Origin of the sequence: Enterobacter sp. BIDMC93 (assembly GCF_001037805.1) — a bacterium.
Lineage (GTDB): Bacteria > Pseudomonadota > Gammaproteobacteria > Enterobacterales > Enterobacteriaceae > Enterobacter > Enterobacter hormaechei_C.
In genome coordinates this window covers 4,678,671-4,701,014 of sequence record NZ_KQ089962.1, presented here as the reverse complement: position 1 = coordinate 4,701,014, position 22,344 = coordinate 4,678,671, and the positions used below count along the sequence as shown (strand labels likewise).

The window sequence follows — 22,344 nt, the reverse complement described above, 5'->3', positions numbered from 1 at the left end:
CACTATCGTTAACTGAATACATAGGTTAACGAGGCGAACCGGGGGAACTGAAACATCTAAGTACCCCGAGGAAAAGAAATCAACCGAGATTCCCCCAGTAGCGGCGAGCGAACGGGGAGCAGCCCGGAGTCTGAATCAGCTTGTGTGTTAGTGGAACGGTCTGGAAAGTCCGACGGTACAGGGTGATAGTCCCGTACACGAAAGCACACATGCTGTGAACTCGAAGAGTAGGGCGGGACACGTGGTATCCTGTCTGAATATGGGGGGACCATCCTCCAAGGCTAAATACTCCTGACTGACCGATAGTGAACCAGTACCGTGAGGGAAAGGCGAAAAGAACCCCGGCGAGGGGAGTGAAAAAGAACCTGAAACCGTGTACGTACAAGCAGTGGGAGCCTCTTTATGGGGTGACTGCGTACCTTTTGTATAATGGGTCAGCGACTTATATTCTGTAGCAAGGTTAACCGTATAGGGGAGCCGAAGGGAAACCGAGTCTTAACTGGGCGTTAAGTTGCAGGGTATAGACCCGAAACCCGGTGATCTAGCCATGGGCAGGTTGAAGGTTGGGTAACACTAACTGGAGGACCGAACCGACTAATGTTGAAAAATTAGCGGATGACCTGTGGCTGGGGGTGAAAGGCCAATCAAACCGGGAGATAGCTGGTTCTCCCCGAAAGCTATTTAGGTAGCGCCTCGTGAACTCATCTTCGGGGGTAGAGCACTGTTTCGGCTAGGGGGCCATCCCGGCTTACCAACCCGATGCAAACTACGAATACCGAAGAATGTTATCACGGGAGACACACGGCGGGTGCTAACGTCCGTCGTGAAGAGGGAAACAACCCAGACCGCCAGCTAAGGTCCCAAAGTCATGGTTAAGTGGGAAACGATGTGGGAAGGCACAGACAGCCAGGATGTTGGCTTAGAAGCAGCCATCATTTAAAGAAAGCGTAATAGCTCACTGGTCGAGTCGGCCTGCGCGGAAGATGTAACGGGGCTAAACCATGCACCGAAGCTGCGGCAGCGACACTATGTGTTGTTGGGTAGGGGAGCGTTCTGTAAGCCGTTGAAGGTGTGCTGTGAGGCATGCTGGAGGTATCAGAAGTGCGAATGCTGACATAAGTAACGATAAAGCGGGTGAAAAGCCCGCTCGCCGGAAGACCAAGGGTTCCTGTCCAACGTTAATCGGGGCAGGGTGAGTCGACCCCTAAGGCGAGGCCGAAAGGCGTAGTCGATGGGAAACAGGTTAATATTCCTGTACTTGGTGTTACTGCGAAGGGGGGACGGAGAAGGCTATGTCAGCCGGGCGACGGTTGTCCCGGTTTAAGCATGTAGGCGGAGGTTCCAGGTAAATCCGGTACCTTGTTAACGCTGAGGTGTGATGACGAGGCACTACGGTGCTGAAGTGATAAATGCCCTGCTTCCAGGAAAAGCCTCTAAGCATCAGGTAACACGAAATCGTACCCCAAACCGACACAGGTGGTCAGGTAGAGAATACCAAGGCGCTTGAGAGAACTCGGGTGAAGGAACTAGGCAAAATGGTGCCGTAACTTCGGGAGAAGGCACGCTGATGTGTAGGTGAAGCCCCTGCGGGCGGAGCTGAAATCAGTCGAAGATACCAGCTGGCTGCAACTGTTTATTAAAAACACAGCACTGTGCAAACACGAAAGTGGACGTATACGGTGTGACGCCTGCCCGGTGCCGGAAGGTTAATTGATGGGGTTAGCTGTAAGGCGAAGCTCTTGATCGAAGCCCCGGTAAACGGCGGCCGTAACTATAACGGTCCTAAGGTAGCGAAATTCCTTGTCGGGTAAGTTCCGACCTGCACGAATGGCGTAATGATGGCCAGGCTGTCTCCACCCGAGACTCAGTGAAATTGAACTCGCTGTGAAGATGCAGTGTACCCGCGGCAAGACGGAAAGACCCCGTGAACCTTTACTATAGCTTGACACTGAACACTGGTCCTTGATGTGTAGGATAGGTGGGAGGCTTTGAAGCGTGGACGCCAGTCTGCGTGGAGCCAACCTTGAAATACCACCCTTTAATGGCTGGTGTTCTAACGTAGACCCGTAATCCGGGTTGCGGACAGTGTCTGGTGGGTAGTTTGACTGGGGCGGTCTCCTCCCAAAGAGTAACGGAGGAGCACGAAGGTTGGCTAATCCTGGTCGGACATCAGGAGGTTAGTGCAATGGCATAAGCCAGCTTGACTGCGAGCGTGACGGCGCGAGCAGGTGCGAAAGCAGGTCATAGTGATCCGGTGGTTCTGAATGGAAGGGCCATCGCTCAACGGATAAAAGGTACTCCGGGGATAACAGGCTGATACCGCCCAAGAGTTCATATCGACGGCGGTGTTTGGCACCTCGATGTCGGCTCATCACATCCTGGGGCTGAAGTAGGTCCCAAGGGTATGGCTGTTCGCCATTTAAAGTGGTACGCGAGCTGGGTTTAGAACGTCGTGAGACAGTTCGGTCCCTATCTGCCGTGGGCGCTGGAGAATTGAGGGGGGCTGCTCCTAGTACGAGAGGACCGGAGTGGACGCATCACTGGTGTTCGGGTTGTCATGCCAATGGCACTGCCCGGTAGCTAAATGCGGAAGAGATAAGTGCTGAAAGCATCTAAGCACGAAACTTGCCCCGAGATGAGTTCTCCCTGAGACCTTGAGTCTCCTGAAGGAACGTTAAAGACGATGACGTTGATAGGTCGGGTGTGTAAGCGCAGCGATGCGTTGAGCTAACCGATACTAATGAACCGTGAGGCTTAACCTTACAACGCCGAAGGTGTTTTGGCGAAGAGACAGACACGATTTTCAGCTTAGATTCAGAGTCCGAAGGATTTTGCGCTGAGACAAGGCGGCAAACGAAGGAAAGGAAGGAGCATACTGAGGTATGTGACTGACTTTACGAGAGCAGCCAACGCAGTATCAGTGCGAAAGACACAGGACAGAGCACAAGAATTTGCCTGGCGGCTGTAGCGCGGTGGTCCCACCTGACCCCATGCCGAACTCAGAAGTGAAACGCCGTAGCGCCGATGGTAGTGTGGGGTCTCCCCATGTGAGAGTAGGGAACTGCCAGGCATCAAACAGGTGAAGAGGCCATCCGGAAGGATGGCCTTTTTGCGTTTGTTTGTTGAAAAACGGCAGGCCGGGTAAGGCGAAGCCGTCACCCGGCAACTCAGAGCGTACTATCCCTGACAAACATTCAAACGAAGCAATTGCCGCTGATGGAAACGCCCAAGGATCAGCACCGTCGTTAACGCACCAAGCAGCGCGCAAAACATATCAGACTGGGTATCCCATGGATCGCCCTGCGTCCCCAGAAAATCATCCGCACCCTGTCCCATTGCCAAAGCTGCCCACCACTCAATGAGTTCATAGGTGGCGCTAATGGCCAGAGCAACACAGCACACCAGAAATCCCGTCATCTTATGTCCACGAACATACCCACCGCGCAGCAGAATTTCTCGCGCTGCCAGTGCGGGAACCAGCCCCTGGAAGAAGTGACCGAGCTTGTCATACGGATTTCGGCTAAGCCCGAGCATCTCCTGAACCTCAAAACCAACCGGAACCTTTGCATAGGTGTACATACCACCAACCATCAGAATGATGGCGTGGAAGAAAACCAGGGTATAGAGAAGGGGAGTCAGGGGGTATCGCCGATGCGTGGCAAGCAGAAGTGGGATGATGATAATGACGGGCGTCACCTCCATCAGCCAGGTGATGCGATCGCTCGTGAACAGGCCGGTATAAAACAGGATCAACAGCAGGAGCAGTGACCCGACTTTTAAAGCAGATAAGGTCATATCATTTTCATTGTCAGGGAAAAAAATCACTATTACCTGACAGAAGGGAAAATTCAATGCGTAGCAGATACAGAAAAGCAAAAACCCAGCCATAGGCTGGGTTCTTTAAATAGTGGTGCCCGGACTCGGAATCGAACCAAGGACACGGGGATTTTCAATCCCCTGCTCTACCGACTGAGCTATCCGGGCAACGGAGCGCATTAAACCGCAATCGCGCGCGATCGTCAACATTATTTCGGGAAAAGCTGTTCAACTGCTTAAGTTTGCGGCAATCTGTCCGTTTGTGCCCTGGAATTGCACAAATCTTCCAGACAGTTCAGGCAAGATGTGACAATGCTGACGGAAAGAGGAGGGCAGTATGGCAAACGACTGGCTTGAGCTGCGTCAGCATGCAGAAACAGGTATTGAGACAATTAAGGCGCATTTCGAAGGACATGCCTTTGATCCCCACTGGCATGATAGCTATCTGGTCGGAATAACCCTTTCCGGCACCCAGCAGTTCCACTGTCGCCGTGAACGCCACCGTAGCCAGCCGGGCGATGCTTTTTTACTTGAGCCCGGGGAGATCCATGACGGTGATGCGCCGATAGAGGGGGGCTTTACTTATCTGACCTTTTATCTGGATGAACACTGGCTCACCCGTACGCTTCAAGGGCTGTACGACTCTACTCCCGGGAGCTACACCCTCCACTTTGCCCAAACGCTGACGCGAGAGCCTCAGTTGGTGCGCGCTATCGGTGATACATTTGCCTCGTTGCATAACGATGAAATGAAGATCGTCCAACAGAGCACAATGGATAACCTGCTCTCTCAGATCACTGCCCACTGCCACTGGCGTAAGAAACTCCCGTTGCAGTTACAAAGCTCCGCCGTGGCGCATCGTGCCCGCGACTATCTCTATGCGCATATCGGCGAGAACGTGGGGCTGTCAGACCTTGCCCGTGAGACGGGTACGGACCGCTTTACGCTCACCCGCTGTTTTAAGCGCGAATTTCACCTGGCACCGCACGCCTGGCTTATCCAGCTGCGCCTGGCAAAGGCCCGACAGATGCTGGCGTGTGGGGAACTGCCTGTTGATGTTGCGGCGGCAGTGGGTTTTGCCGATCAAAGCCATCTTGGTCGCTGGTTCCAGCGGGCATACCGTATTTCTCCGGCACACTACCGTCGGTTGTGCACAAACCTTCCAGACGTTTCCAGAAAATAACGGCACATTCGTGGCTCTAATAAAAAAGGAGTCACCTGTGAATTTATTACCCTTCCTGTTGTTTGCATTTGTCGCCTCGATTACACCGGGGCCAACCAATATTCTGGTACTGGCTAACAGTCAGCACTTTGGCGTAAAAAATACGTTTCCTGCGATCCTGGGCGGGTGTATTGCCGCCAGCGCTATTGTTCTGGTTTCAGGTGCTGGGGCAGGAGAAGTGTTACGCCAGTATCCGCTGATACGTCAGGTAATGAGCTGGGCGGGCGTGCTGTGGCTTTCCTGGATGAGCTGGCAGCTGTTTAGCGCCCCGGCCGCGAATCTCTCCTCCAGACGCCATGTCCGGTTTACCGCGCGGGCGGCGGCGTTATTACAGGTTGTAAACCCAAAAACGTGGATGATGGCGCTGGCAGTTGTCAGCCTGTTTGCTCCGGCAAGCGACCATGCATTTCGGGATGTTGCGCTGATGGCGCTAGGGTTTCTGGCGATCTCTGTGGCTTGTTTGTTGTGCTGGGCGTGGCTGGGGAAGGCGGTGAACCGGATTTTCCGCACCACCGTGGCGATGGTGCGATTTCAGCGCGCGATGGCGCTGTGCTTGTTTATTTCCGCCTGGACGGGAATGCTGGCTTAGGTCAGAGCACCACCCATACGACACTGCGCAAACCGCAAAATATCTTCCGCCAGACGGTGCGCTGTATCCACATCCGCCTGGCTACGGTTCACCAGCATGCGGCTCAGGCAACCTTCCAGCACCAGCTCCATCTGCTTCGCGACCATTGCCGGGTCATCCACTTCAAGCGTGGTCAGCAGCTCGTGTGTGAACTCGTGCGCGGCACGTTTTTGCTGATCTGCCAGTTGATGGATGGGGTGCCCGGGATCCGGATAGTAGCTGCAGGCGGCGATAAACAGACAGCCTGGGTAACGGTTGTTGGTTACACACTCCGTCAGTGCGGTATAGCGCGCCAGCAGCTTTTGCTCGGTGGTCAGCTCTTCATTCAGCATCAGCTGCCTGCGCCAGATATCCACCTGCTGGCTGAGATAGCGCAGGGCATCGTACAGCAGCGCCTCTTTATCCGGCCAGAAGCGCTTAAGTTCATCCAGAGGGTAATCGATACGGTCGGCGACCATCTCAAGCGTGGTGCTGGCGATCCCTTGAATCTCAAGCAATTGCAGGGCTTGTCCCAGTACGTCTTCGCGTTGCACGGTTATCTCCTCCGCTATTCCCAACGGTTTGTCCCGTCTAAAGTGTTGTTTACGGTTGGCGATTGCGCAAATGCGCGTTGAATGCCGTCGCGTCCATAAACCCGGTTACACGTTGCGTCGGCTGTTCTTCCCCCTGTTTATTGAAGAACAGGATGGTAGGCAGCCCGAGCACATTAAGTTGCTTCAGCAGAGCCTTATCCTGCGCGCTGTTGGCGGTAACGTTCGCCTGGAGCAGAACGGTATCGCTCAGCGCGTGTTGTACCTGCGGATCGCTGAAGGTGTATTTTTCAAACTCTTTGCAGGCCACGCACCAGTCTGCGTAGAGATCGAGCATGACCGGTTTGCCTTTCGCCTGCGCCAGGGCGCGGTTAAGGTCATCCACGTTCTTAATCTGTATAAAATTCAGATGAGCCTGCGTTTGACCTGCCGGGGTGCCAAACGCCCAGTCCTGTAGTGGACGGACGCTCACCAGCGCGGCCGCCAGCAGAAGGATCTGTAGCAGGCGCATCCACGGTTTCTTCGCCCCCAGACTCACGATAAACGCCCAGCTGAAGAAGGCCACGCCGAGCATCGCCCAAAGACGCGTACCCCACACATCACCGATGATGCGCTCCAGCAGAAATACCGGCAGCGCCAGAATGACAAAACCAAACGCGGTTTTCACCGTCTCCATCCACGGGCCGCTCTTCGGCAGCAGACGATTGCCAAACACCGTCATCAGGATCAGCGGCAGGCCCATGCCGAGCGCGTAGAGGTACAGCGTGCCGCCGCCGAGCCACAGGTTGCCGCTCTGGGCAATATATAACAGGATGGCGCTCAACGGCGCAGTGGTGCAGGGGGAGCAAATCAGCCCGGCGATGGCACCCATGGCGAACACGCCGCCCGCAGAGCCACCCTGCTGACGGTTGCTCATTAGCGTCAGACGGGTTTGCAGGGAAGAGGGCAGTTGCAGGGTGAACAGGCCAAACATCGACAGCGCCAGCAGAATAAACACCGCTGACAGACCGATAAGCACATAAGGGTGCTGAAGGGCGGCCTGGAACTGCAATCCGGCAGCAGCGACCACGAGGCCGAGCGCCGTATAGGTTAACGCCATGCCCTGCACATAGATAAAGGCCAGCAACAGCGCGCGGGTAGTGGAAAGGCGTTGTTTACCGCCCAGCACGATGCCAGAGATAAGCGGGTACATGGGCAGCACGCAGGGCGTAAAGGCGATGCCGATACCAATCAATAACGCCCAAAGCGCTGAGAACGGAAGGTCTGAAGCGGCTTTGCCTTCACCCCTCACCCTGGCCCTCTCCCCTGGGGGGAGAGGGGAGGCCGCCGCTTTCACTTCGCTAAGCGGAACGACCTTTGTTTCAGGTGGGTAACAGAATCCGGCGTCGGCGCAGCCCTGATAGGTGACCGTTAATGTGGCGCCTTTATCCGCCTGATTCACCGTGACGGGCACGCTTAAGCGCTGGCGATAAATTTCACTCTTACCGTAGAACTCATCCTCGTGCCACTCGCCAGCGGGCATCTGCAATGCGCCGACGTTCGCCTTTGCCGGCGTGATGCTGACCTGCTTGCGATAGAGGTAGTAACCCTCTTTCACCTGCCAGGTGAGACTGAGATCGTGCTGGTTTTGCTGAAAGTCGAAAACGAACGCCTGGTCGGCAGGAATAAAGTTCGAACGGCCGGGTGCGTCAAACAATCCGGCAAAAGCTGACGTGCTGCACAGCAGCAGGATCAGCGTAATGAAGCGTTGAGCCATGAGAGATAATCGTTATCGCCGTGGACCACTGGCAGAACCAGCAGCTCCGGGGTTTGGTATGGATGATGAGACTTGAGGCAGTCGAGGAGCGCCTGCTGGTTTGTCAGGTTGGTTTTGAGCAACATCTGGACTTCGTACTCTTGCTCCAGCTTGCCTTCCCAGTAATAAAGGGAGGTGGCGCCGGGAAGAAGTGTGACACAGGCAGCCAGTTTTTCGGCCAACACTTTGGCGGCCAGATCCTGGGCAGAAGCTTCATCAGGGGCGGTGCACAGTACAACAACAGCATCAGGCGTGTTCACAAGTCGACCTCCTCATCACGAAAGTCTTCACTATATCACGCAAGGCGGTTGGTCATTAATGAAACGGGCCGCAGAGCGGCCCGATTTTAACTATTTTTACAACGGCTAATCGTTTACAGCACAATGCCGCCGATGATAAAGCCGAGGATCACGCAGAGCGTAATCGCCACCACGCCCGGGATCAGGAACGCGTGGTTAAACACGTATTTACCAATACGGGTTGAGCCGGTGTCATCCATCTCAACCGCGGCCAGCAGGGTTGGGTAGGTGGGCAGAACGAACAGGGCGGAAACCGCTGCAAAAGAGGCAATCGCCGTCAGCGGCGTTACGCCCAGCATCAGTGCCGCAGGCATCAGCGCTTTGGTGGTCGCAGCCTGGGAGTACAGCAGCGTCGCGGCAAAGAACAGCACTACTGCCAGCAGCCACGGATAGTTGTGCAGCAGGTCGCCTGCAACGGTCTGGATATCGCTGATGTGCGCTTTCACAAAGGTATCGCCGAGCCACGCCACGCCCAGCACGCACACGCAGGCGCTCATACCGGATTTGAAGGTGCTGGCGTTCAGCACTTCGCTGGTGTCGATTTTACAGGTGATGCTGATCAGCGTCGCGATGGTCAGCATAAACACCACAATGGCTTCGTTACGCGGCAGAACCGGGTTCTGGATCAGACCTACCGTATCGCTGATGGCGGTGGCGTAGAACATCACGGCGACGATACCAATCAGGAACAGCAGCACGGAGCGTTTTGCATGCGGCTTCAGCTCGAAGACCTGGCTACCGCGCAGGCTCACTTCACCTTTTGCCAGACGCTCCTGGTAAACCGGATCGTCTTTCAGCTCGGCGCCAAGGAAGTTACACAGTACGGCAGTGATCATTACCGCAATCAGCGTGACCGGAATACAGATTGCCAGCAGCGTCAGGTAACTTACGCCCATCGGCTCAAGGATACCCGCGAAGAAGACCACCGCCGCGGAAATGGGCGAGGCGGTAATCGCAATCTGGGAGGCGACCACGGCAATAGAAAGAGGGCGAGACGGGCGAATACCCTGCTCTTTCGCCACTTCGGTGATTACCGGCAGCGTGGAGAAAGCGGTGTGGCCGGTACCGGCGAGAATGGTCATAAACCAGGTCACCAGTGGGGCAAGGAAGGTGATGTATTTCGGATGGCGACGCAGCATTCGCTCCGCCAGGCTCACCAGGTAGTCCATACCGCCTGCGACCTGCATAGCCGCGATAGCAGCAATAACCGCCATGATGATTTCGATAACGTCAAAAGGGATTGCGCCGGGTTTAATCTGAAAGATCAGGGTAAGTACAAGCACTCCGAGACCGCCAGCAAAACCGATGCCGATACCCCCGAGTCGTGCGCCCAAATAAATCGCCAACAGGACGATGACGAGTTCTGCTCCAAACATAAAGACCTGCCTTGCTCATTAACAAGTTGATATTGAATTGTTGTGTTTTGGTAACGCCCATAAAGAAAAAAGGCACGTCACAAGTGACGTGCCTTTCGGAAGCTTAGCCTGAACGGTTACTGTTCGCTTTCATCGGTATATCGTTTCGCTTTATATGCCGGGTGCATCAGGTTCTGGGCGGAGAAGATATCGTCCAGTTCGGCTTCGGTCAACAATCCTCGCTCGAGAACCACCTCACGCACGCTCTTACCGGTTTCGGCACAAATCTTCCCGACGATATCGCCGTTGTGGTGGCCGATGAACGGGTTGAGGTAGGTGACGATGCCGATGGAGTTATAGACGTAGCCTTCACACACTTCTTTATTCGCGGTGATGCCGTTGATGCATTTTTCCAGCAGGTTGTAGCAGGCGTTGGTCAGAATATGGATAGATTCAAACATCGCCTGGCCAATCACCGGCTCCATCACGTTCAGCTGGAGCTGACCGGCTTCCGAGGCCATGGTGACGGTCGTATCGTTACCAATAACCTTGAAGCAAACCTGGTTCACCACCTCTGGCACCACCGGGTTCACTTTAGCTGGCATGATGGATGAACCCGCCTGCAACTCTGGCAGGTTGATTTCATTCAGGCCAGCGCGCGGACCGGAGGAGAGCAGGCGCAGGTCGTTACAGATTTTGGACAGTTTCACCGCCAGACGTTTCAGTGCGCTGTGCACCATCACGTAGGCGCCGCAGTCTGAGGTAGCTTCAATCAGGTCTTCCGCAGGCACAACCGGCAAGTTGGACACTTCAGCCAGCTTCTGTACCGCCAGCTGCTGATAGCCATCTGGCGTGTTCAGGCGTGTACCGATGGCGGTTGCGCCCAGGTTCACTTCCAGCAGCAGTTCGGACGTGCGCAGCAGGTTTTTGGTCTCTTCATTCAGCAGCACGTTAAACGCGTGGAATTCCTGTCCGAGGGTCATTGGCACCGCGTCCTGCAACTGGGTACGGCCCATTTTCAGGATGTCCTGGAACTCAACGGCTTTACGCTGGAAGCCATCGCCCAGCTGATTAATCGCGTCGACCAGTTTGACGATAGAGGCATACACCGCGATGCGGAAGCCGGTTGGGTAGGCGTCGTTGGTGGACTGACATTTGTTAACGTGGTCGTTCGGGTTCAGGTACTGGTATTCACCTTTCTGATGACCCATCAGCTCCAGGCCGATGTTTGCCAGCACTTCGTTGGTGTTCATGTTGACGGAGGTGCCCGCGCCGCCCTGATAGACGTCGACCGGGAACTGATCCATGCATTTGCCGTTGTTCAGCACCTCATCGCACGCGGCGATAATCGCATTTGCAGCGCTTTTAGGAATGGTTTGCAGCTCTTTGTTCGCCAGAGCCGCGGCTTTTTTTACCATCACCATACCACGCACAAATTCAGGGATGTCGCTGATTTTGCTGTTGCTGATGTAGAAGTTTTCAATCGCTCTCAGAGTGTGAACACCATAGTAGGCATCCGCTGGAACTTCCCTGGTACCCAACAAATCTTCTTCGATACGAATGTTGTTTAACATGTGAACCTTCTTTTCAAGCTGCCGATGGATTGTACTAAACACACAGTATATATGTGGTTTTGAATATTTTATGACCGACGATTATTCCCTCAATCGGCCAGATGTTCGAGATCATATGCTGATGATAGCGAATTGCCGTAAGCTGGATCACTTATTATCGACCCGATTTCATGATAATTATTAATCTGTGAAATATGTCACCGCTTTAATATTTCCAGAAAAAATATCCGTGCAAACCGATTGAATTTTGGCTAACCGTCACCATTTCTTATCTACGCGCTTCGCGAACACATTCAGTCAGGGGCCTGAAGGCACCTGCCACACAGGAGATGCCAGTGCGCTGGATACCATTTATTGCTTTCTTTCTTTATGTTTACATTGAGATTTCGATTTTCATCCAGGTTGCCCATGTGCTGGGCGTCCTGCTGACGCTGATTCTGGTGATCTTCACCTCCGTCATCGGCATGTCGCTGGTGCGCAATCAGGGTTTCAAAAATTTCCTGTTAATGCAGCAGAAGATGGCCGCAGGCGAAAGCCCGGCAGCCGAGATGATCAAAAGCGTGTCGCTGATTATTGCTGGCCTGCTGCTGATCCTGCCTGGTTTCTTCACCGACTTCCTCGGCCTGCTGTTGCTGTTGCCGCCGGTGCAGAAGCATCTGACCATGAAGCTGCTGCCGCACCTGCGTTTCAGCCGTATGCCAGGCGGTGGTTTCAGCACCGGCCCGGGGGATACCTTTGAAGGGGAATATCAGCGTAAGGATGAGCAGCGCGACCGGTTAGATCATAAAGACGACCGGTGAGTTTGTGGCCCGGTGGCGCTCGCTCACCGGGCCTGCGGCTTTTGCCGCTTCGGTAAAAACACCCACAGCCCCGCCAGCATGACGATGGCGTACACACTCTTCCATCCCACCATCGCCAGCAGCATCAGGCACAGGACACACCCGACAGCCGCCAGCGCCTTAAAGCGTCCTTTCAGCAACCGACAGCCCGCCAGCATGCACAGCAGGTAGATCATGATGAAAATACCGTTGGCGTAGACAATCAGCGCGTCAAGGTTGATGTCGAGGAGATAAATGGCCAGGGAACTCACCACGCAGCAGCCCAGTACGGTATTCAGCGCATTCACCGGAAGCTGACGCTTTGACAGGCGTGAGAGGGGGCTATCCGGTTTATAAAGTGCCTGAGACCACACCAGCCGGGCGAAGCTCTGAATATAGATGTTGAGGCTGGCAAAGCAGGCGAGATAGCCAATCACGCAGGCTACCCACAGGGCCTTAACGCCAAACAGCTGCACCACGATGCCCGGCAGCGACGCGGCGGCAGCTTTCTCTTCACCGAACGCGTTGAAGTGCAGCACCAGTACGGTACAGGCCCAGTACACGGTACCCGCCAGCAGCAGGCCAATCATCAGTGCGCGGGGGAAATCACGCTCGGGCTGTTTAAACTCGGATGCCAGATGAGCGAACGCCTCCAGACCGACGAAACACCAGAACATGACGGATAGTGCAGCGAAAAGCTGTGCGTGGTCGATGTCGTTAATCGCGGGGAAAGGAATATCCGCCACGGTAATGTCACCCGCAAACCAGATGGCGACGATCAGCGCGACAATTAACACGGCGACCAGCGTTTGCAGATTGGCGCTGGAGCTGGCCCCGCGTGAGCCTACCCACCAGACAATCGCCAGCGTACCGAGTTCAGCCAGCAGCAGCTGTTCATCGTGCCAGCCAAACAGCGCCTGTCCGAAGCCGGTTGCGATATGCAGGGCTGCCGGAAGGCCAACGGGTATCACCGACAAAAATAGCCAGCCGGTGACGCGCTCCATCCGCGGCCCAAACGCCATGCCGACAAAATGCGCTACGCCGCCTGCGCTCGGGAAGTGCCGCCCGAGTATGGCAAAGACAATCGCCACCGGAAACACCAGCACGATCAGCACCGGCCATGCCCAAAGACTGTTATTGCCGGCAACCAATGCCGCCAGCGCGGGAACCGCGAATACCCCCGTGCCTAATAAAGATGTTGAGAGTAAGCCAATGCCCTGCGCCAGCCCCAACTCCTGCCTGAGTCCACTCATTTACCTCGTCCCGCCACCATCAAAAGAGAGTGGATGGTAACACTTTCGCAAATTTTTTTTCGATTACCCCTTGAAGGGGTAAAAAGCTATCCCCATCTCTCAGGGCACTAGCCGGAAAACCGCATGCGGACCGGCGTCATCCATAACTGATAATGACTTTCTCAAAGGAGAGCTATCAATGAGTATTCGTCCGTTACATGATCGTGTGATCGTCAAACGTAAAGAAGTTGAAACCAAGTCTGCTGGCGGCATCGTTCTGACCGGTTCAGCAGCAGCAAAATCAACGCGTGGCGAAATCATCGCTGTCGGTAAGGGCCGCATCCTGGAAAACGGAACTGTGCAGCCACTGGACGTTAAAGTTGGTGACATCGTCATTTTCAACGATGGCTACGGCGTGAAATCCGAGAAGATCGACAATGAAGAAGTGTTGATCATGTCCGAGAGCGACATTCTGGCAATTGTTGAAGCGTAATTAACGCACGAAACTGTACGAATTTGAGGAAATAAGAACATGGCAGCTAAAGACGTAAAATTCGGTAACGACGCTCGTGTAAAAATGCTCCGCGGCGTAAACGTACTGGCAGACGCAGTGAAAGTCACTCTGGGCCCGAAAGGCCGTAACGTAGTGCTGGACAAATCCTTCGGCGCGCCAACCATCACCAAAGATGGTGTTTCTGTTGCACGTGAAATCGAACTGGAAGACAAGTTCGAAAACATGGGCGCACAGATGGTGAAAGAAGTTGCCTCTAAAGCGAACGACGCTGCCGGTGACGGCACCACCACCGCGACCGTACTGGCGCAGGCGATCATCACCGAAGGCCTGAAAGCCGTTGCTGCGGGCATGAACCCAATGGATCTGAAACGTGGTATCGACAAAGCTGTCGCCTCTGCTGTTGAAGAACTGAAAGCGCTGTCCGTACCGTGCTCTGACTCTAAAGCCATTGCTCAGGTTGGTACTATCTCCGCTAACTCCGACGAAACCGTAGGTAAACTGATCGCTGAAGCGATGGATAAAGTCGGTAAAGAAGGCGTGATCACCGTTGAAGACGGTACTGGTCTGGAAGACGAACTGGACGTGGTTGAAGGTATGCAGTTCGATCGCGGTTACCTGTCTCCATACTTCATCAACAAGCCAGAAACTGGCGCTGTTGAGCTGGAAAGCCCGTTCATCCTGCTGGCTGACAAGAAAATCTCCAACATCCGCGAAATGCTGCCAGTGCTGGAAGCCGTTGCGAAAGCAGGCAAGCCGCTGGTAATCATTGCTGAAGACGTTGAAGGCGAAGCGCTGGCGACTCTGGTGGTTAACACCATGCGTGGCATCGTGAAAGTGGCAGCGGTTAAAGCACCTGGCTTCGGCGATCGTCGTAAAGCGATGCTTCAGGATATCGCTACCCTGACTGGCGGTACCGTGATCTCCGAAGAGATCGGTATGGAGCTGGAAAAAGCGACCCTGGAAGACCTGGGCCAGGCGAAACGCGTTGTGATCAACAAAGACACCACCACCATCATCGACGGTGTGGGTGAAGAAGCTGCTATTCAGGGCCGTGTTGGTCAGATCCGTAAGCAGATCGAAGAAGCAACTTCCGATTACGACCGTGAAAAACTCCAGGAGCGCGTAGCGAAACTGGCAGGCGGCGTAGCGGTAATCAAAGTCGGTGCGGCTACCGAAGTTGAAATGAAAGAGAAGAAAGCACGCGTTGACGACGCCCTGCACGCGACCCGTGCTGCGGTAGAAGAAGGCGTGGTTGCTGGTGGTGGTGTCGCGCTGGTGCGTGTAGCCGCTAAACTGGCTGGCCTGACTGCTCAGAACGAAGACCAGAACGTGGGTATCAAAGTTGCGCTGCGCGCGATGGAAGCTCCTCTGCGTCAGATCGTGTCCAACGCCGGTGAAGAGCCGTCTGTGGTTGCGAACAACGTGAAAGCGGGTGAAGGTAACTACGGTTACAACGCGGCAACTGAAGAATACGGCAACATGATCGACTTCGGTATCCTGGATCCAACTAAAGTGACCCGTTCTGCACTGCAATACGCGGCATCTGTAGCTGGTCTGATGATCACGACCGAGTGCATGGTGACCGACCTGCCTAAAGGCGACGCGCCTGACTTAGGTGCTGCTGGTGGTATGGGCGGCATGGGTGGCATGGGCGGCATGATGTAATCATGTTGTTCTGAACCTCTCAGAACGAACCCCGGGCAGCAATGCCCGGGGTTTTTTATTGTCTTCTACTCAAACGTGCCTTTCACGCACACAACGCCTCCACTCACCATCTGGCGGCCTTTCGCCCAGACCTCGCGGATCTTCAGATCATCGGTCAGCACCAGGACGTCGGCATCGCATCCGGGCGCGATCCGCCCTTTATGCTCCAGGCCGAGAAATTCCGCCACGTTACGCGTAAACGGCAGAAGCGCCTCCTCCAGCGGCAGGTGATACCGGCCGACCAGCTGCTGTAGCGTCTCAAGCAGGGATTCAAATCCCGCCACGCCAATGCCAACAAGATTACCATTTGCGTCAAAATTCGGCTGGCTGCCGTTGCCATCCGAGCTGAGCGTGAGCCGGTTAAACGGCACCTGTGCTTCACTGGCCGTCGCGATAGCGGTGGCGGCATCAACAGGCTCGCTGATGCTGGTGGTGATGTCGATGTACCCCCCTTCGCGGGCATAGTCCAGTGCGGCGTGGAACAGTGCCTGGGCGCGGTTGACGTGAGTTGGCAGCAGCTTCGTGCGGGGCACGTCGGCGTTATTCAGGATGTTAAGCAGCGGCTCCAGCAGTTTCGGGCTGTTGCCGAGGTGAAACACGGATATCCCCGCTTTGGCGCCCAGCAGCCCGCCGACTCGCGACTGGGCGGCTATATTCGCGAGCTGGTCATCTGCCGGAGCGGAAGAGCGATGGTCGGAAATCGCGCATTTCACGCCAATGATTTTATCAATCAGCGCCACATCCTTTTCGATACTGCCGGTAATCGTCGGAGAAGGCAGGCCATACGCGCCTGTCAGCATCCACGCGCTGATCCCTTCATGCTCAAGCGCCCGCGTTTTCGCCAGCAGCGACTCGGGATGGCGGGTCACGCCGTCGGTGCCCAGCAGGCCAACAACGGAGGTGATGCCAGCCGCCACCAGCGCAGACAATCGCACCTCTGGCGTCCGGGTGTGGGGACCGGCTTCACCGCCGCCGCCAATCAGGTGTACATGCTGATCGATAAACCCCGGACAAACCACCGCTCCGGCGAGATCGCTTTCAGGACAGTCTGGCCTCGTTGTGGCGTGACCCGCTTTTTCGACTGCGACGATTTTTCCTCCGGCAATCAACAGATCGCAATGCCCAAGATCCTCGGGAGCGTAAAGCTGCGCATTGCGGAAAAGGTGCGGTTCCAGCACTGAAAAATCCATTTTTATCTCCTCAGAAGAGTAGCTGCATCACCCACATTGAGAGCAGGGAGTTAATGACGCAGATAGTGATGATGTGCGGATAATACTTCGGGTTGACGCCTGCGGTGCCAAGGCAACGGCCCGTGTTTTGCACCGGATTACCCATCAGATAGATGGCGGGCAGCAGGATGGTGGCATCGTGACCGTTGAGCGTGCCGGCAGCGACCAGACTGGCGCAGACCCCCACACCGCCGCCCATGCTCATTACCGAGGCCAGAAGAACCGTTGCCGCCGCACCCGGAAGCCCCCACAGGGCCATGATGGGCTCGCATACCCTGCCGACAATATCCAGCAGGCCGGTTACCTTGAGCGCCTGAATGATGACAAACGCCATGACCACGTTCGGCAGCAGGCTGGTGGTGGCGATGGTAAAGCCGCGGCGGGCGCCATCGATAAACAGGTCCATGATATTTTTACGCGGCTGGGCGATCATCTTTCCTCCTGAACGCGGCGAACTTCCATGTGGGCGATCCACAGTCGCAGGAAGTTCGCGCCAACAAATTTGAACACCAGAATGACGGCAAGCGGCGTGATCACCGGGACGGTAATAAAGGTAAATAGTGCGGCACCAGAAGAAAAATAGTTGGTAATAATGGCGCTACCGCTGGTCTGGAAGGTGGCGAAAATGGCGCGTTCATGGTCAGTAATCGCCCCTTCGTCAGTCAACTCTTTGGTCATCCCTGCGGCTGCATCGGTATTTTGCAGGTTGGCGATAAGCGCCAGAGAGCAGATGCCCGGCACGCCGAGCAGCGGGCGCAGAATGGGCGTCATGAGCTGTTGTGCGGCGCGCAGCCCGCCCAGCCCCTCGGTAACGGCAATGATCCCGAGCGATAAAATGACCGAGGGCGCCAGTTCAAGGGCAAATAAAAAACCGTCTTTCGCTCCTGTGCCGCCCTCACCGCGAAACGTCAGCGCGCCGTTCACCGGTCCAAAGCTGCCGTTCAGCACGGTAAAATCCAGCACGCGCCACCATTCGGTACTTTTGGCGAAAAAACCTGAGAAAAATACGATGGTGAGCACGAACGCCAGATAGCCCACCCAGGTTACTTTTTCCTCTCCTGAGGATGATGCACTCATGAAACCCCCTTTTTTGAGTCGCGTACAAAAGTTGTACGTCGCATCACTAAAAACGATCGGGGGCTAAAACACGATATCCCAAAGGTTATTATCAGAATTCATTTAAGATGTCGGAGGAGTGCCAGCGGAATCTGGCTCGCAGAAATGCTCAGCATTTTTCTTTTGGTCATCTTTTTAGTATAAGGTTTACACGCGGACAACTACTGTCCAGCTTATTGAAAACGAGGAATAACATGCGCATAAAAGTCTGTGCAGGGATTGTAGGTGCAGCATTGCTGCTGGCGGGTTGTAGCACCAGCAATGAGCTGACGGCAGCGGGCCAGAGCGTTCGCTTTGTGGAAGATAAGCCGGGCAGCGAATGCCAGCTGTTAGGCACCGCCACTGGCGAGCAAAGCAACTGGATGTCGGGGCAGCACGGCGAAGAGGGCGGCTCTATGCGCGGTGCGGCCAATGCCCTGCGTAATCAGGCTGCGGCAATGGGCGGCAATGTGATTTACGGGGTGAGCAGCCCGACGCAGGGGATGCTGTCCAGCTTTGTGCCAACCGCCAGCCAGATGAACGGCCAGGTCTATAAGTGCCCGAACTGATATAACTTTTTGATGGCGCTGCCGCTTTATCTCCAGGGCAGGTAAGCGTAGCGCCACCTGCCTTTTTACTGCTGCCGTAGCTGCAAATCCAGCGGCGTCTTACTCGGCTCTCCGCCAATCTCACGTGCCAGCTTCGGCACCATATAACCCGAAACCAGCGTTAACAGCTCGTGCATAATCTTCCGGGCCTCTTCATCTGTCACCATGAAGTGCGCCGCGCCCTGGACGCGATCCAGAACATGCAGGTAATAGGGCATTACGCCCGCATCAAATAAGGCATTGCTGAGATCGGCCAGCACGCGGGCGCTGTCGTTCACGCCGCGCAGTAATACGCTCTGGTTGAGCAGCGTCACGCCTGCCTTTCGCATACGCGCCATCGCCGCACGAAAGTGCGCGTCAATTTCATTTGCGTGGTTGATATGGTTCACCAGCAGCACCTGCAAACGGGACTGCTCCAGGCGCGTGACCAGGGCGTCGGTGATACGCGCCGGGATGACGATCGGTAAACGGCTGTGAATGCGCAGACGCTTAATGTGCGGGATGGTCTCAAGCTGAGTCAGCAGCCAGTCCAGCTCATGATCTTTTGCCATCAGCGGGTCGCCGCCGGAAAAGATGATTTCATCCAGCTCCGGGTGCGCCGCGATGTAGTCCAGTGCCACCTGCCAGTTGCGTTTATTGCCCTGATTTTCGGCGTATGGGAAGTGGCGACGGAAGCAATAGCGGCAATTTACCGCGCAACCGCCCTTAACCAGCAGCAGGGCGCGATTACGGTATTTATGCAGCAAACCCGGTACGACACTGTTTTGCTCTTCCAGCGGATCGGTGCTGTATCCGGGGGCGGTAATAAACTCATCCTGAGAGGTAAGGGTTTGTTTTAATAATGGATCATCAGGGTTACCCTTTTCCATTCGGGCAACAAACGCGCGGGGAACGCGCAGGGCGAAAAGGCGCTTCGCCTCACGACCTGCACGCAACGCTTCGTGCTGTTCGAGGTCTAAAAGACGCAGCAATTCATCAGGACTGGTGATTACATCGGCAAGTTGCGATAACCAATCTTCTCTGGACGGGGTGTTTAGGGTTACAATATGCGCCATTTTGTGGCTTAGCTACCAGTTAACAAATTTAGAGGGCCTTATGGCAACGTACTATAGCAACGATTTTCGTGCTGGTCTTAAAATCATGATGGACGGCGAACCGTACGCGGTTGAAGCCAGCGAATTCGTTAAACCAGGTAAAGGCCAGGCATTCGCACGCGTTAAGCTGCGCCGCCTGCTGACCGGTACCCGTGTTGAGAAAACCTTCAAATCTACTGACTCCGCTGAAGGCGCTGATGTTGTCGATATGAACCTGACTTACCTGTACAACGACGGTGAGTTCTGGCACTTCATGAACAACGAAACCTTCGAGCAGCTGTCTGCGGACGCGAAAGCGATTGGCGACAACGCCAAGTGGCTGCTGGATCAGGCTGAGTGCATCGTTACCCTGTGGAACGGTCAGCCTATCGCGGTTACGCCTCCGAACTTCGTTGAGCTGGAAATCGTTGAAACCGATCCAGGTCTGAAAGGTGATACCGCAGGTACTGGCGGCAAGCCTGCCACCCTGTCTACCGGCGCGGTGGTTAAAGTGCCACTGTTCGTACAGATCGGTGAAGTGATCAAAGTGGATACCCGCTCCGGCGAATATGTATCCCGCGTGAAGTAATTTACGTCATGATTAAAGGCGCAGCGCCCGCTGCGCCTGATTTTGCAGGCAGGGAAGATGAAACGTACCGTTAAAATTCTGCTTCTGTTAGCGTTCTCAAGCGCAATTCTCTCCGGTTGCAACACCGCGCGTGGCGTGGGCGAAGATATTCAGGATCTCGGCCATATCATTTCCCATGCGGCCAGCTAATTCCGTCTAATTTTCCTAAAAATTCTTCCTTTTCCGTCAAACGACAAGATCTTGTCTATTCTTAAGTTGCTATACACAAAATAACTTTGGCTATAAAAGGAAGATATTATGGTTAAGAAAACAATTGCAGCGATCTTTTCTGTTCTGGTGCTTTCTTCGGTACTGACTGCATGTAACACCACCCGTGGCGTAGGGGAAGATATCTCCGACGGTGGTAACGCGATTTCTGGCGCAGCAACTAAAGCTCAGAACTAATGAAAGCGACGGTACGGCAGCTAACTTCACCGTACCGTCAATTCTCCACTTCCTGTAGCGATAAAAACGGGGAGTAACGCGTATCCATATGAAGCTTCATGCGGATATTGCGTTTGTACGTATACACCGTTTTTCCGTTAATGCGCAGATTGCTGGCAATTTTCTGGTTGCTCGCACCATCCATCCACAGGGTCAATACTCTCTCTTCCTGACGCGTCAGTAACGGTGCCGCCATTTCCGGAAGCTCCGCGCTTACGCATGTCGTTAGCGCGTCGTTTATCACCGCCGCCAGTTTTTCCAGATCGGTATTTTTGGAAAGTGAAGACCATATCGGGAACTGCGCCAGATAATCTGTCATCTCCTGCTCCTGCCCCGATTGCAGCATAATAAAAGGCAATGTTTCGCTGGCAATAAGCAGGGAAGATAGCTGCTGAAAATGGTGTAAATCCTGCCGGAAGCCCGATAAATCAGCGATGACCAGCGCAGGTTTCCATTGCAGGATATGCTCTCTGGCGAGGAAAAGATTATTTACCCCGGTTACGACGAAATGACCCGAAAACAGGTCTGAATGATTGAGCCAGGCTTCAAATCCCGTGCGGGTGAAGTGACAACGGTCAATCAAAAGAATTTTGAACATATAATTTTCGCAGTCGGCTAGTGGTTTGGCTTCCTGCCATCAGAAAGCCTATCATCATAGAGAAGTCGGATGAGTCATAAATGCCTGAACTCCGTGCCTTACTGAGGCTATTTCTTGCCTTAACGTGTTCAGCAGAAAAAGTTTGAAAAAAAATTCCATGCTAACCAAAATATAAGGCGCAACCTCAGCCTTGCGGGACGACCCGTAAGCGCTTCATTCATCGGGGACGGCCCCAACTTGTCGTTAAGTTAAGGAGCCTGATATGTCCTGGATCGTTCTTGTTATTGCCGGTTTGCTCGAAGTGGTATGGGCAATTGGCCTGAAATATACCCACGGTTTTACCCGCCTGACGCCCAGCGTCATCACTATCGCCGCAATGATTGTCAGTATCGTCATGCTGTCATGGGCGATGCGAACCTTGCCAGTCGGAACGGCTTACGCTGTCTGGACTGGAATTGGCGCGGTAGGAGCTGCCATTACCGGCATTCTGCTGCTGGGGGAGTCTGCGAGTCTGGCGCGTATCGCCAGCCTCGCGTTAATCGTCGCGGGTATCATCGGGTTAAAACTCAGTACGCACTAATGCAGCTGTTTTACCCAGATTAATTTCGTCACGTCAAACCCTTGCCGGGTCGCTATGTCCAGCATCTGCTGTTTCATTTCCGTCGAGATCGTTGGCGTGCGGGAGAGGAGCCACAGATAGTTGCGATCCGGCCCACACACCAGCGCATGGCGGTACTCTCTGTCCAGCGCAATGACGTTATACCCGCCATAGAATGGGCCGATGAAAGAGACTTTCATGGCCGCGCGGTTAGACGCGCCGGTGAAATAGGCCTGACCAACTGACTGCTGCCACATCTGGCGATCCGGGTTATAGCCGCGGTTAATGACCCGGATCCCGCCGTCATCCATCGCGCTGTAGCTGACCGTGACTTTTTCTAAGCCCCGTTCGAACTGATGGTCCATTCGGGCGATTTCATACCAGGTGCCGAGGAAGCGCTGTGCGTCGAAATTACTGACTACCGTGACGCCAGGCGGAGGAGTAGGGGAACTGCAAGCAACCACTAAAAACGCGGCTGTTACTGCGGCAATAACAGGCAGAATGCGCATAGGAGTTTCCTTACTGTTTTTTGTTAAGTGTAGATGACAGCAAGGAAAATGCGGGAGATTGTGCAGGGTGTTTTG

At 54.6% G+C, this 22,344-nt stretch carries 23 protein-coding genes, 1 tRNA gene and 2 rRNA genes; 12 read left to right on the top strand and 14 right to left on the bottom strand.

All coding sequences use genetic code 11. The annotated features are described in order from the left end of the window. Positions 1-2,762 (top strand): 23S ribosomal RNA (locus SK58_RS21970); the annotation flags it as partial. Between the two features lie 192 nt (positions 2,763-2,954). Continuing rightward, positions 2,955-3,070, top strand: a 5S ribosomal RNA gene (gene rrf / locus SK58_RS21965). A 107-nt stretch (positions 3,071-3,177) separates the two neighbouring features. Here the strand turns inward: rrf and SK58_RS21960 are convergent. Together SK58_RS21960 and SK58_RS21955 are read right to left on the bottom strand one after the other, a co-directional pair. After that, positions 3,178-3,795, bottom strand: coding sequence for a DUF2238 domain-containing protein (locus SK58_RS21960; RefSeq protein ID WP_026094410.1), 618 nt, complete (start codon positions 3,793-3,795; stop codon positions 3,178-3,180). A gap of 113 nt (positions 3,796-3,908) precedes the next feature. Beyond that, positions 3,909-3,984, bottom strand: a tRNA-Phe gene (locus tag SK58_RS21955). A 169-nt stretch (positions 3,985-4,153) separates the two neighbouring features. Here SK58_RS21955 and SK58_RS21950 point away from each other — a divergent pair. Both SK58_RS21950 and SK58_RS21945 read left to right on the top strand, forming a co-directional pair. Then, positions 4,154-4,999: an AraC family transcriptional regulator gene (locus tag SK58_RS21950; RefSeq protein ID WP_017383974.1), complete on the top strand. Its 846-nt coding sequence runs from the start codon at positions 4,154-4,156 to the stop codon at positions 4,997-4,999. A 37-nt stretch (positions 5,000-5,036) separates the two neighbouring features. Further along, positions 5,037-5,627: a LysE family translocator gene (locus SK58_RS21945; protein WP_048220423.1), complete on the top strand. Its 591-nt coding sequence runs from the start codon at positions 5,037-5,039 to the stop codon at positions 5,625-5,627. On the opposite strand, the gene SK58_RS21940 is transcribed toward SK58_RS21945, so the two are convergent. From SK58_RS21940 to aspA, 5 genes are all read right to left on the bottom strand, one after another. Beyond that, positions 5,624-6,199: a transcriptional regulator gene (locus SK58_RS21940; RefSeq protein WP_048220422.1), complete on the bottom strand. Its 576-nt coding sequence runs from the start codon at positions 6,197-6,199 to the stop codon at positions 5,624-5,626. The two genes, SK58_RS21945 and SK58_RS21940, sit on opposite strands and share 4 nt — an antisense overlap. 49 nt (positions 6,200-6,248) lie before the next feature. Next, entirely contained in the window at positions 6,249-7,952 is a 1,704-nt protein-coding gene (locus SK58_RS21935) for a protein-disulfide reductase DsbD (RefSeq protein WP_023302950.1), read from the bottom strand. After that, the gene (gene cutA / locus SK58_RS21930) at positions 7,928-8,251 is read right to left on the bottom strand and encodes a divalent cation tolerance protein CutA (protein WP_003855908.1); all 324 of its coding nucleotides are present in this window, start codon (positions 8,249-8,251) and stop codon (positions 7,928-7,930) included. Before cutA ends, SK58_RS21935 begins: the two co-directional genes overlap by 25 nt. Positions 8,252-8,364: 113 nt before the next feature. Beyond that, a complete protein-coding gene (locus tag SK58_RS21925; RefSeq protein WP_003855921.1) occupies positions 8,365-9,666 on the bottom strand; it encodes an anaerobic C4-dicarboxylate transporter in 1,302 nt (433 codons plus the stop codon). Positions 9,667-9,782: 116 nt separating this feature from the next. Continuing rightward, complete coding sequence (aspA, locus tag SK58_RS21920; protein ID WP_015572444.1) at positions 9,783-11,219, bottom strand: aspartate ammonia-lyase; 1,437 nt, start codon at positions 11,217-11,219, stop codon at positions 9,783-9,785. Between the two features lie 335 nt (positions 11,220-11,554). Between aspA and SK58_RS21915 the strand changes: the two genes are divergently transcribed. Further along, a complete protein-coding gene (locus SK58_RS21915; protein WP_003855925.1) occupies positions 11,555-12,019 on the top strand; it encodes an FxsA family protein in 465 nt (154 codons plus the stop codon). 23 nt (positions 12,020-12,042) lie between these two features. Here SK58_RS21915 and yjeH read toward each other — a convergent pair whose 3' ends face one another. Beyond that, positions 12,043-13,290 carry an L-methionine/branched-chain amino acid transporter gene (gene yjeH, locus SK58_RS21910; protein ID WP_017383970.1) on the bottom strand — a complete coding sequence of 416 codons (1,248 nt, stop codon included), beginning with the start codon at positions 13,288-13,290 and terminating at the stop codon, positions 12,043-12,045. 178 nt (positions 13,291-13,468) lie between these two features. On the opposite strand from yjeH, the gene SK58_RS21905 reads away from it, so the two are divergent. Further along, positions 13,469-13,762 (top strand): co-chaperone GroES, encoded by a 294-nt coding sequence (locus SK58_RS21905; protein ID WP_003855929.1) that lies wholly within the window; start codon positions 13,469-13,471, stop codon positions 13,760-13,762. Positions 13,763-13,801: 39 nt separating this feature from the next. After that, the gene (gene groL, locus SK58_RS21900; RefSeq protein ID WP_015572446.1) at positions 13,802-15,448 is read left to right on the top strand and encodes a chaperonin GroEL; all 1,647 of its coding nucleotides are present in this window, start codon (positions 13,802-13,804) and stop codon (positions 15,446-15,448) included. Positions 15,449-15,513: 65 nt separating this feature from the next. On the opposite strand, the gene iadA is transcribed toward groL, so the two are convergent. The 3 genes from iadA to SK58_RS21885 are packed head-to-tail and all read right to left on the bottom strand — an operon-like array spanning position 15,514 to position 17,793. After that, positions 15,514-16,677, bottom strand: a complete 1,164-nt coding sequence (iadA, locus tag SK58_RS21895; protein WP_048220421.1) for a beta-aspartyl-peptidase — start codon at positions 16,675-16,677, stop codon at positions 15,514-15,516. A 10-nt stretch (positions 16,678-16,687) separates the two neighbouring features. Then, a complete protein-coding gene (locus SK58_RS21890; RefSeq protein WP_048220420.1) occupies positions 16,688-17,149 on the bottom strand; it encodes a YjiG family protein in 462 nt (153 codons plus the stop codon). After that, positions 17,146-17,793 (bottom strand): nucleoside recognition domain-containing protein, encoded by a 648-nt coding sequence (locus SK58_RS21885; protein WP_015572449.1) that lies wholly within the window; start codon positions 17,791-17,793, stop codon positions 17,146-17,148. Before SK58_RS21885 ends, SK58_RS21890 begins: the two co-directional genes overlap by 4 nt. A gap of 233 nt (positions 17,794-18,026) precedes the next feature. Here SK58_RS21885 and SK58_RS21880 point away from each other — a divergent pair, with 233 nt between their 5' ends. After that, the gene (locus SK58_RS21880) at positions 18,027-18,380 is read left to right on the top strand and encodes a DUF4156 domain-containing protein (RefSeq protein WP_003855938.1); all 354 of its coding nucleotides are present in this window, start codon (positions 18,027-18,029) and stop codon (positions 18,378-18,380) included. 65 nt (positions 18,381-18,445) lie between these two features. Here SK58_RS21880 and epmB read toward each other — a convergent pair whose 3' ends face one another. Next, positions 18,446-19,474, bottom strand: a complete 1,029-nt coding sequence (gene epmB / locus SK58_RS21875) for an EF-P beta-lysylation protein EpmB (RefSeq protein WP_045344779.1) — start codon at positions 19,472-19,474, stop codon at positions 18,446-18,448. A 40-nt stretch (positions 19,475-19,514) separates the two neighbouring features. Between epmB and efp the strand changes: the two genes are divergently transcribed. The 3 genes from efp (at position 19,515) to ecnB (ending at position 20,525) form a co-directional block, all read left to right on the top strand. After that, positions 19,515-20,081 (top strand): elongation factor P, encoded by a 567-nt coding sequence (efp, locus tag SK58_RS21870; RefSeq protein WP_003855940.1) that lies wholly within the window; start codon positions 19,515-19,517, stop codon positions 20,079-20,081. Positions 20,082-20,138: 57 nt separating this feature from the next. Continuing rightward, positions 20,139-20,270, top strand: a complete 132-nt coding sequence (locus tag SK58_RS21865) for an entericidin A/B family lipoprotein (RefSeq protein ID WP_015572451.1) — start codon at positions 20,139-20,141, stop codon at positions 20,268-20,270. Positions 20,271-20,378: 108 nt separating this feature from the next. Then, the gene (gene ecnB / locus SK58_RS21860) at positions 20,379-20,525 is read left to right on the top strand and encodes a lipoprotein toxin entericidin B (protein WP_003855942.1); all 147 of its coding nucleotides are present in this window, start codon (positions 20,379-20,381) and stop codon (positions 20,523-20,525) included. A 37-nt stretch (positions 20,526-20,562) separates the two neighbouring features. On the opposite strand, the gene SK58_RS21855 is transcribed toward ecnB, so the two are convergent. Beyond that, on the bottom strand, positions 20,563-21,162 hold the full coding sequence (locus tag SK58_RS21855; RefSeq protein WP_032104122.1) for a helix-turn-helix transcriptional regulator: 600 nt from the start codon (positions 21,160-21,162) through the stop codon (positions 20,563-20,565). Between the two features lie 262 nt (positions 21,163-21,424). Here SK58_RS21855 and sugE point away from each other — a divergent pair, with 262 nt between their 5' ends. Then, positions 21,425-21,742, top strand: coding sequence for a quaternary ammonium compound efflux SMR transporter SugE (gene sugE / locus SK58_RS21850; protein WP_015572453.1), 318 nt, complete (start codon positions 21,425-21,427; stop codon positions 21,740-21,742). On the opposite strand, the gene SK58_RS21845 is transcribed toward sugE, so the two are convergent. After that, positions 21,739-22,269 (bottom strand): lipocalin family protein, encoded by a 531-nt coding sequence (locus SK58_RS21845; RefSeq protein ID WP_023295791.1) that lies wholly within the window; start codon positions 22,267-22,269, stop codon positions 21,739-21,741. The two genes, sugE and SK58_RS21845, sit on opposite strands and share 4 nt — an antisense overlap. Positions 22,270-22,344: the final 75 nt, after the last annotated feature.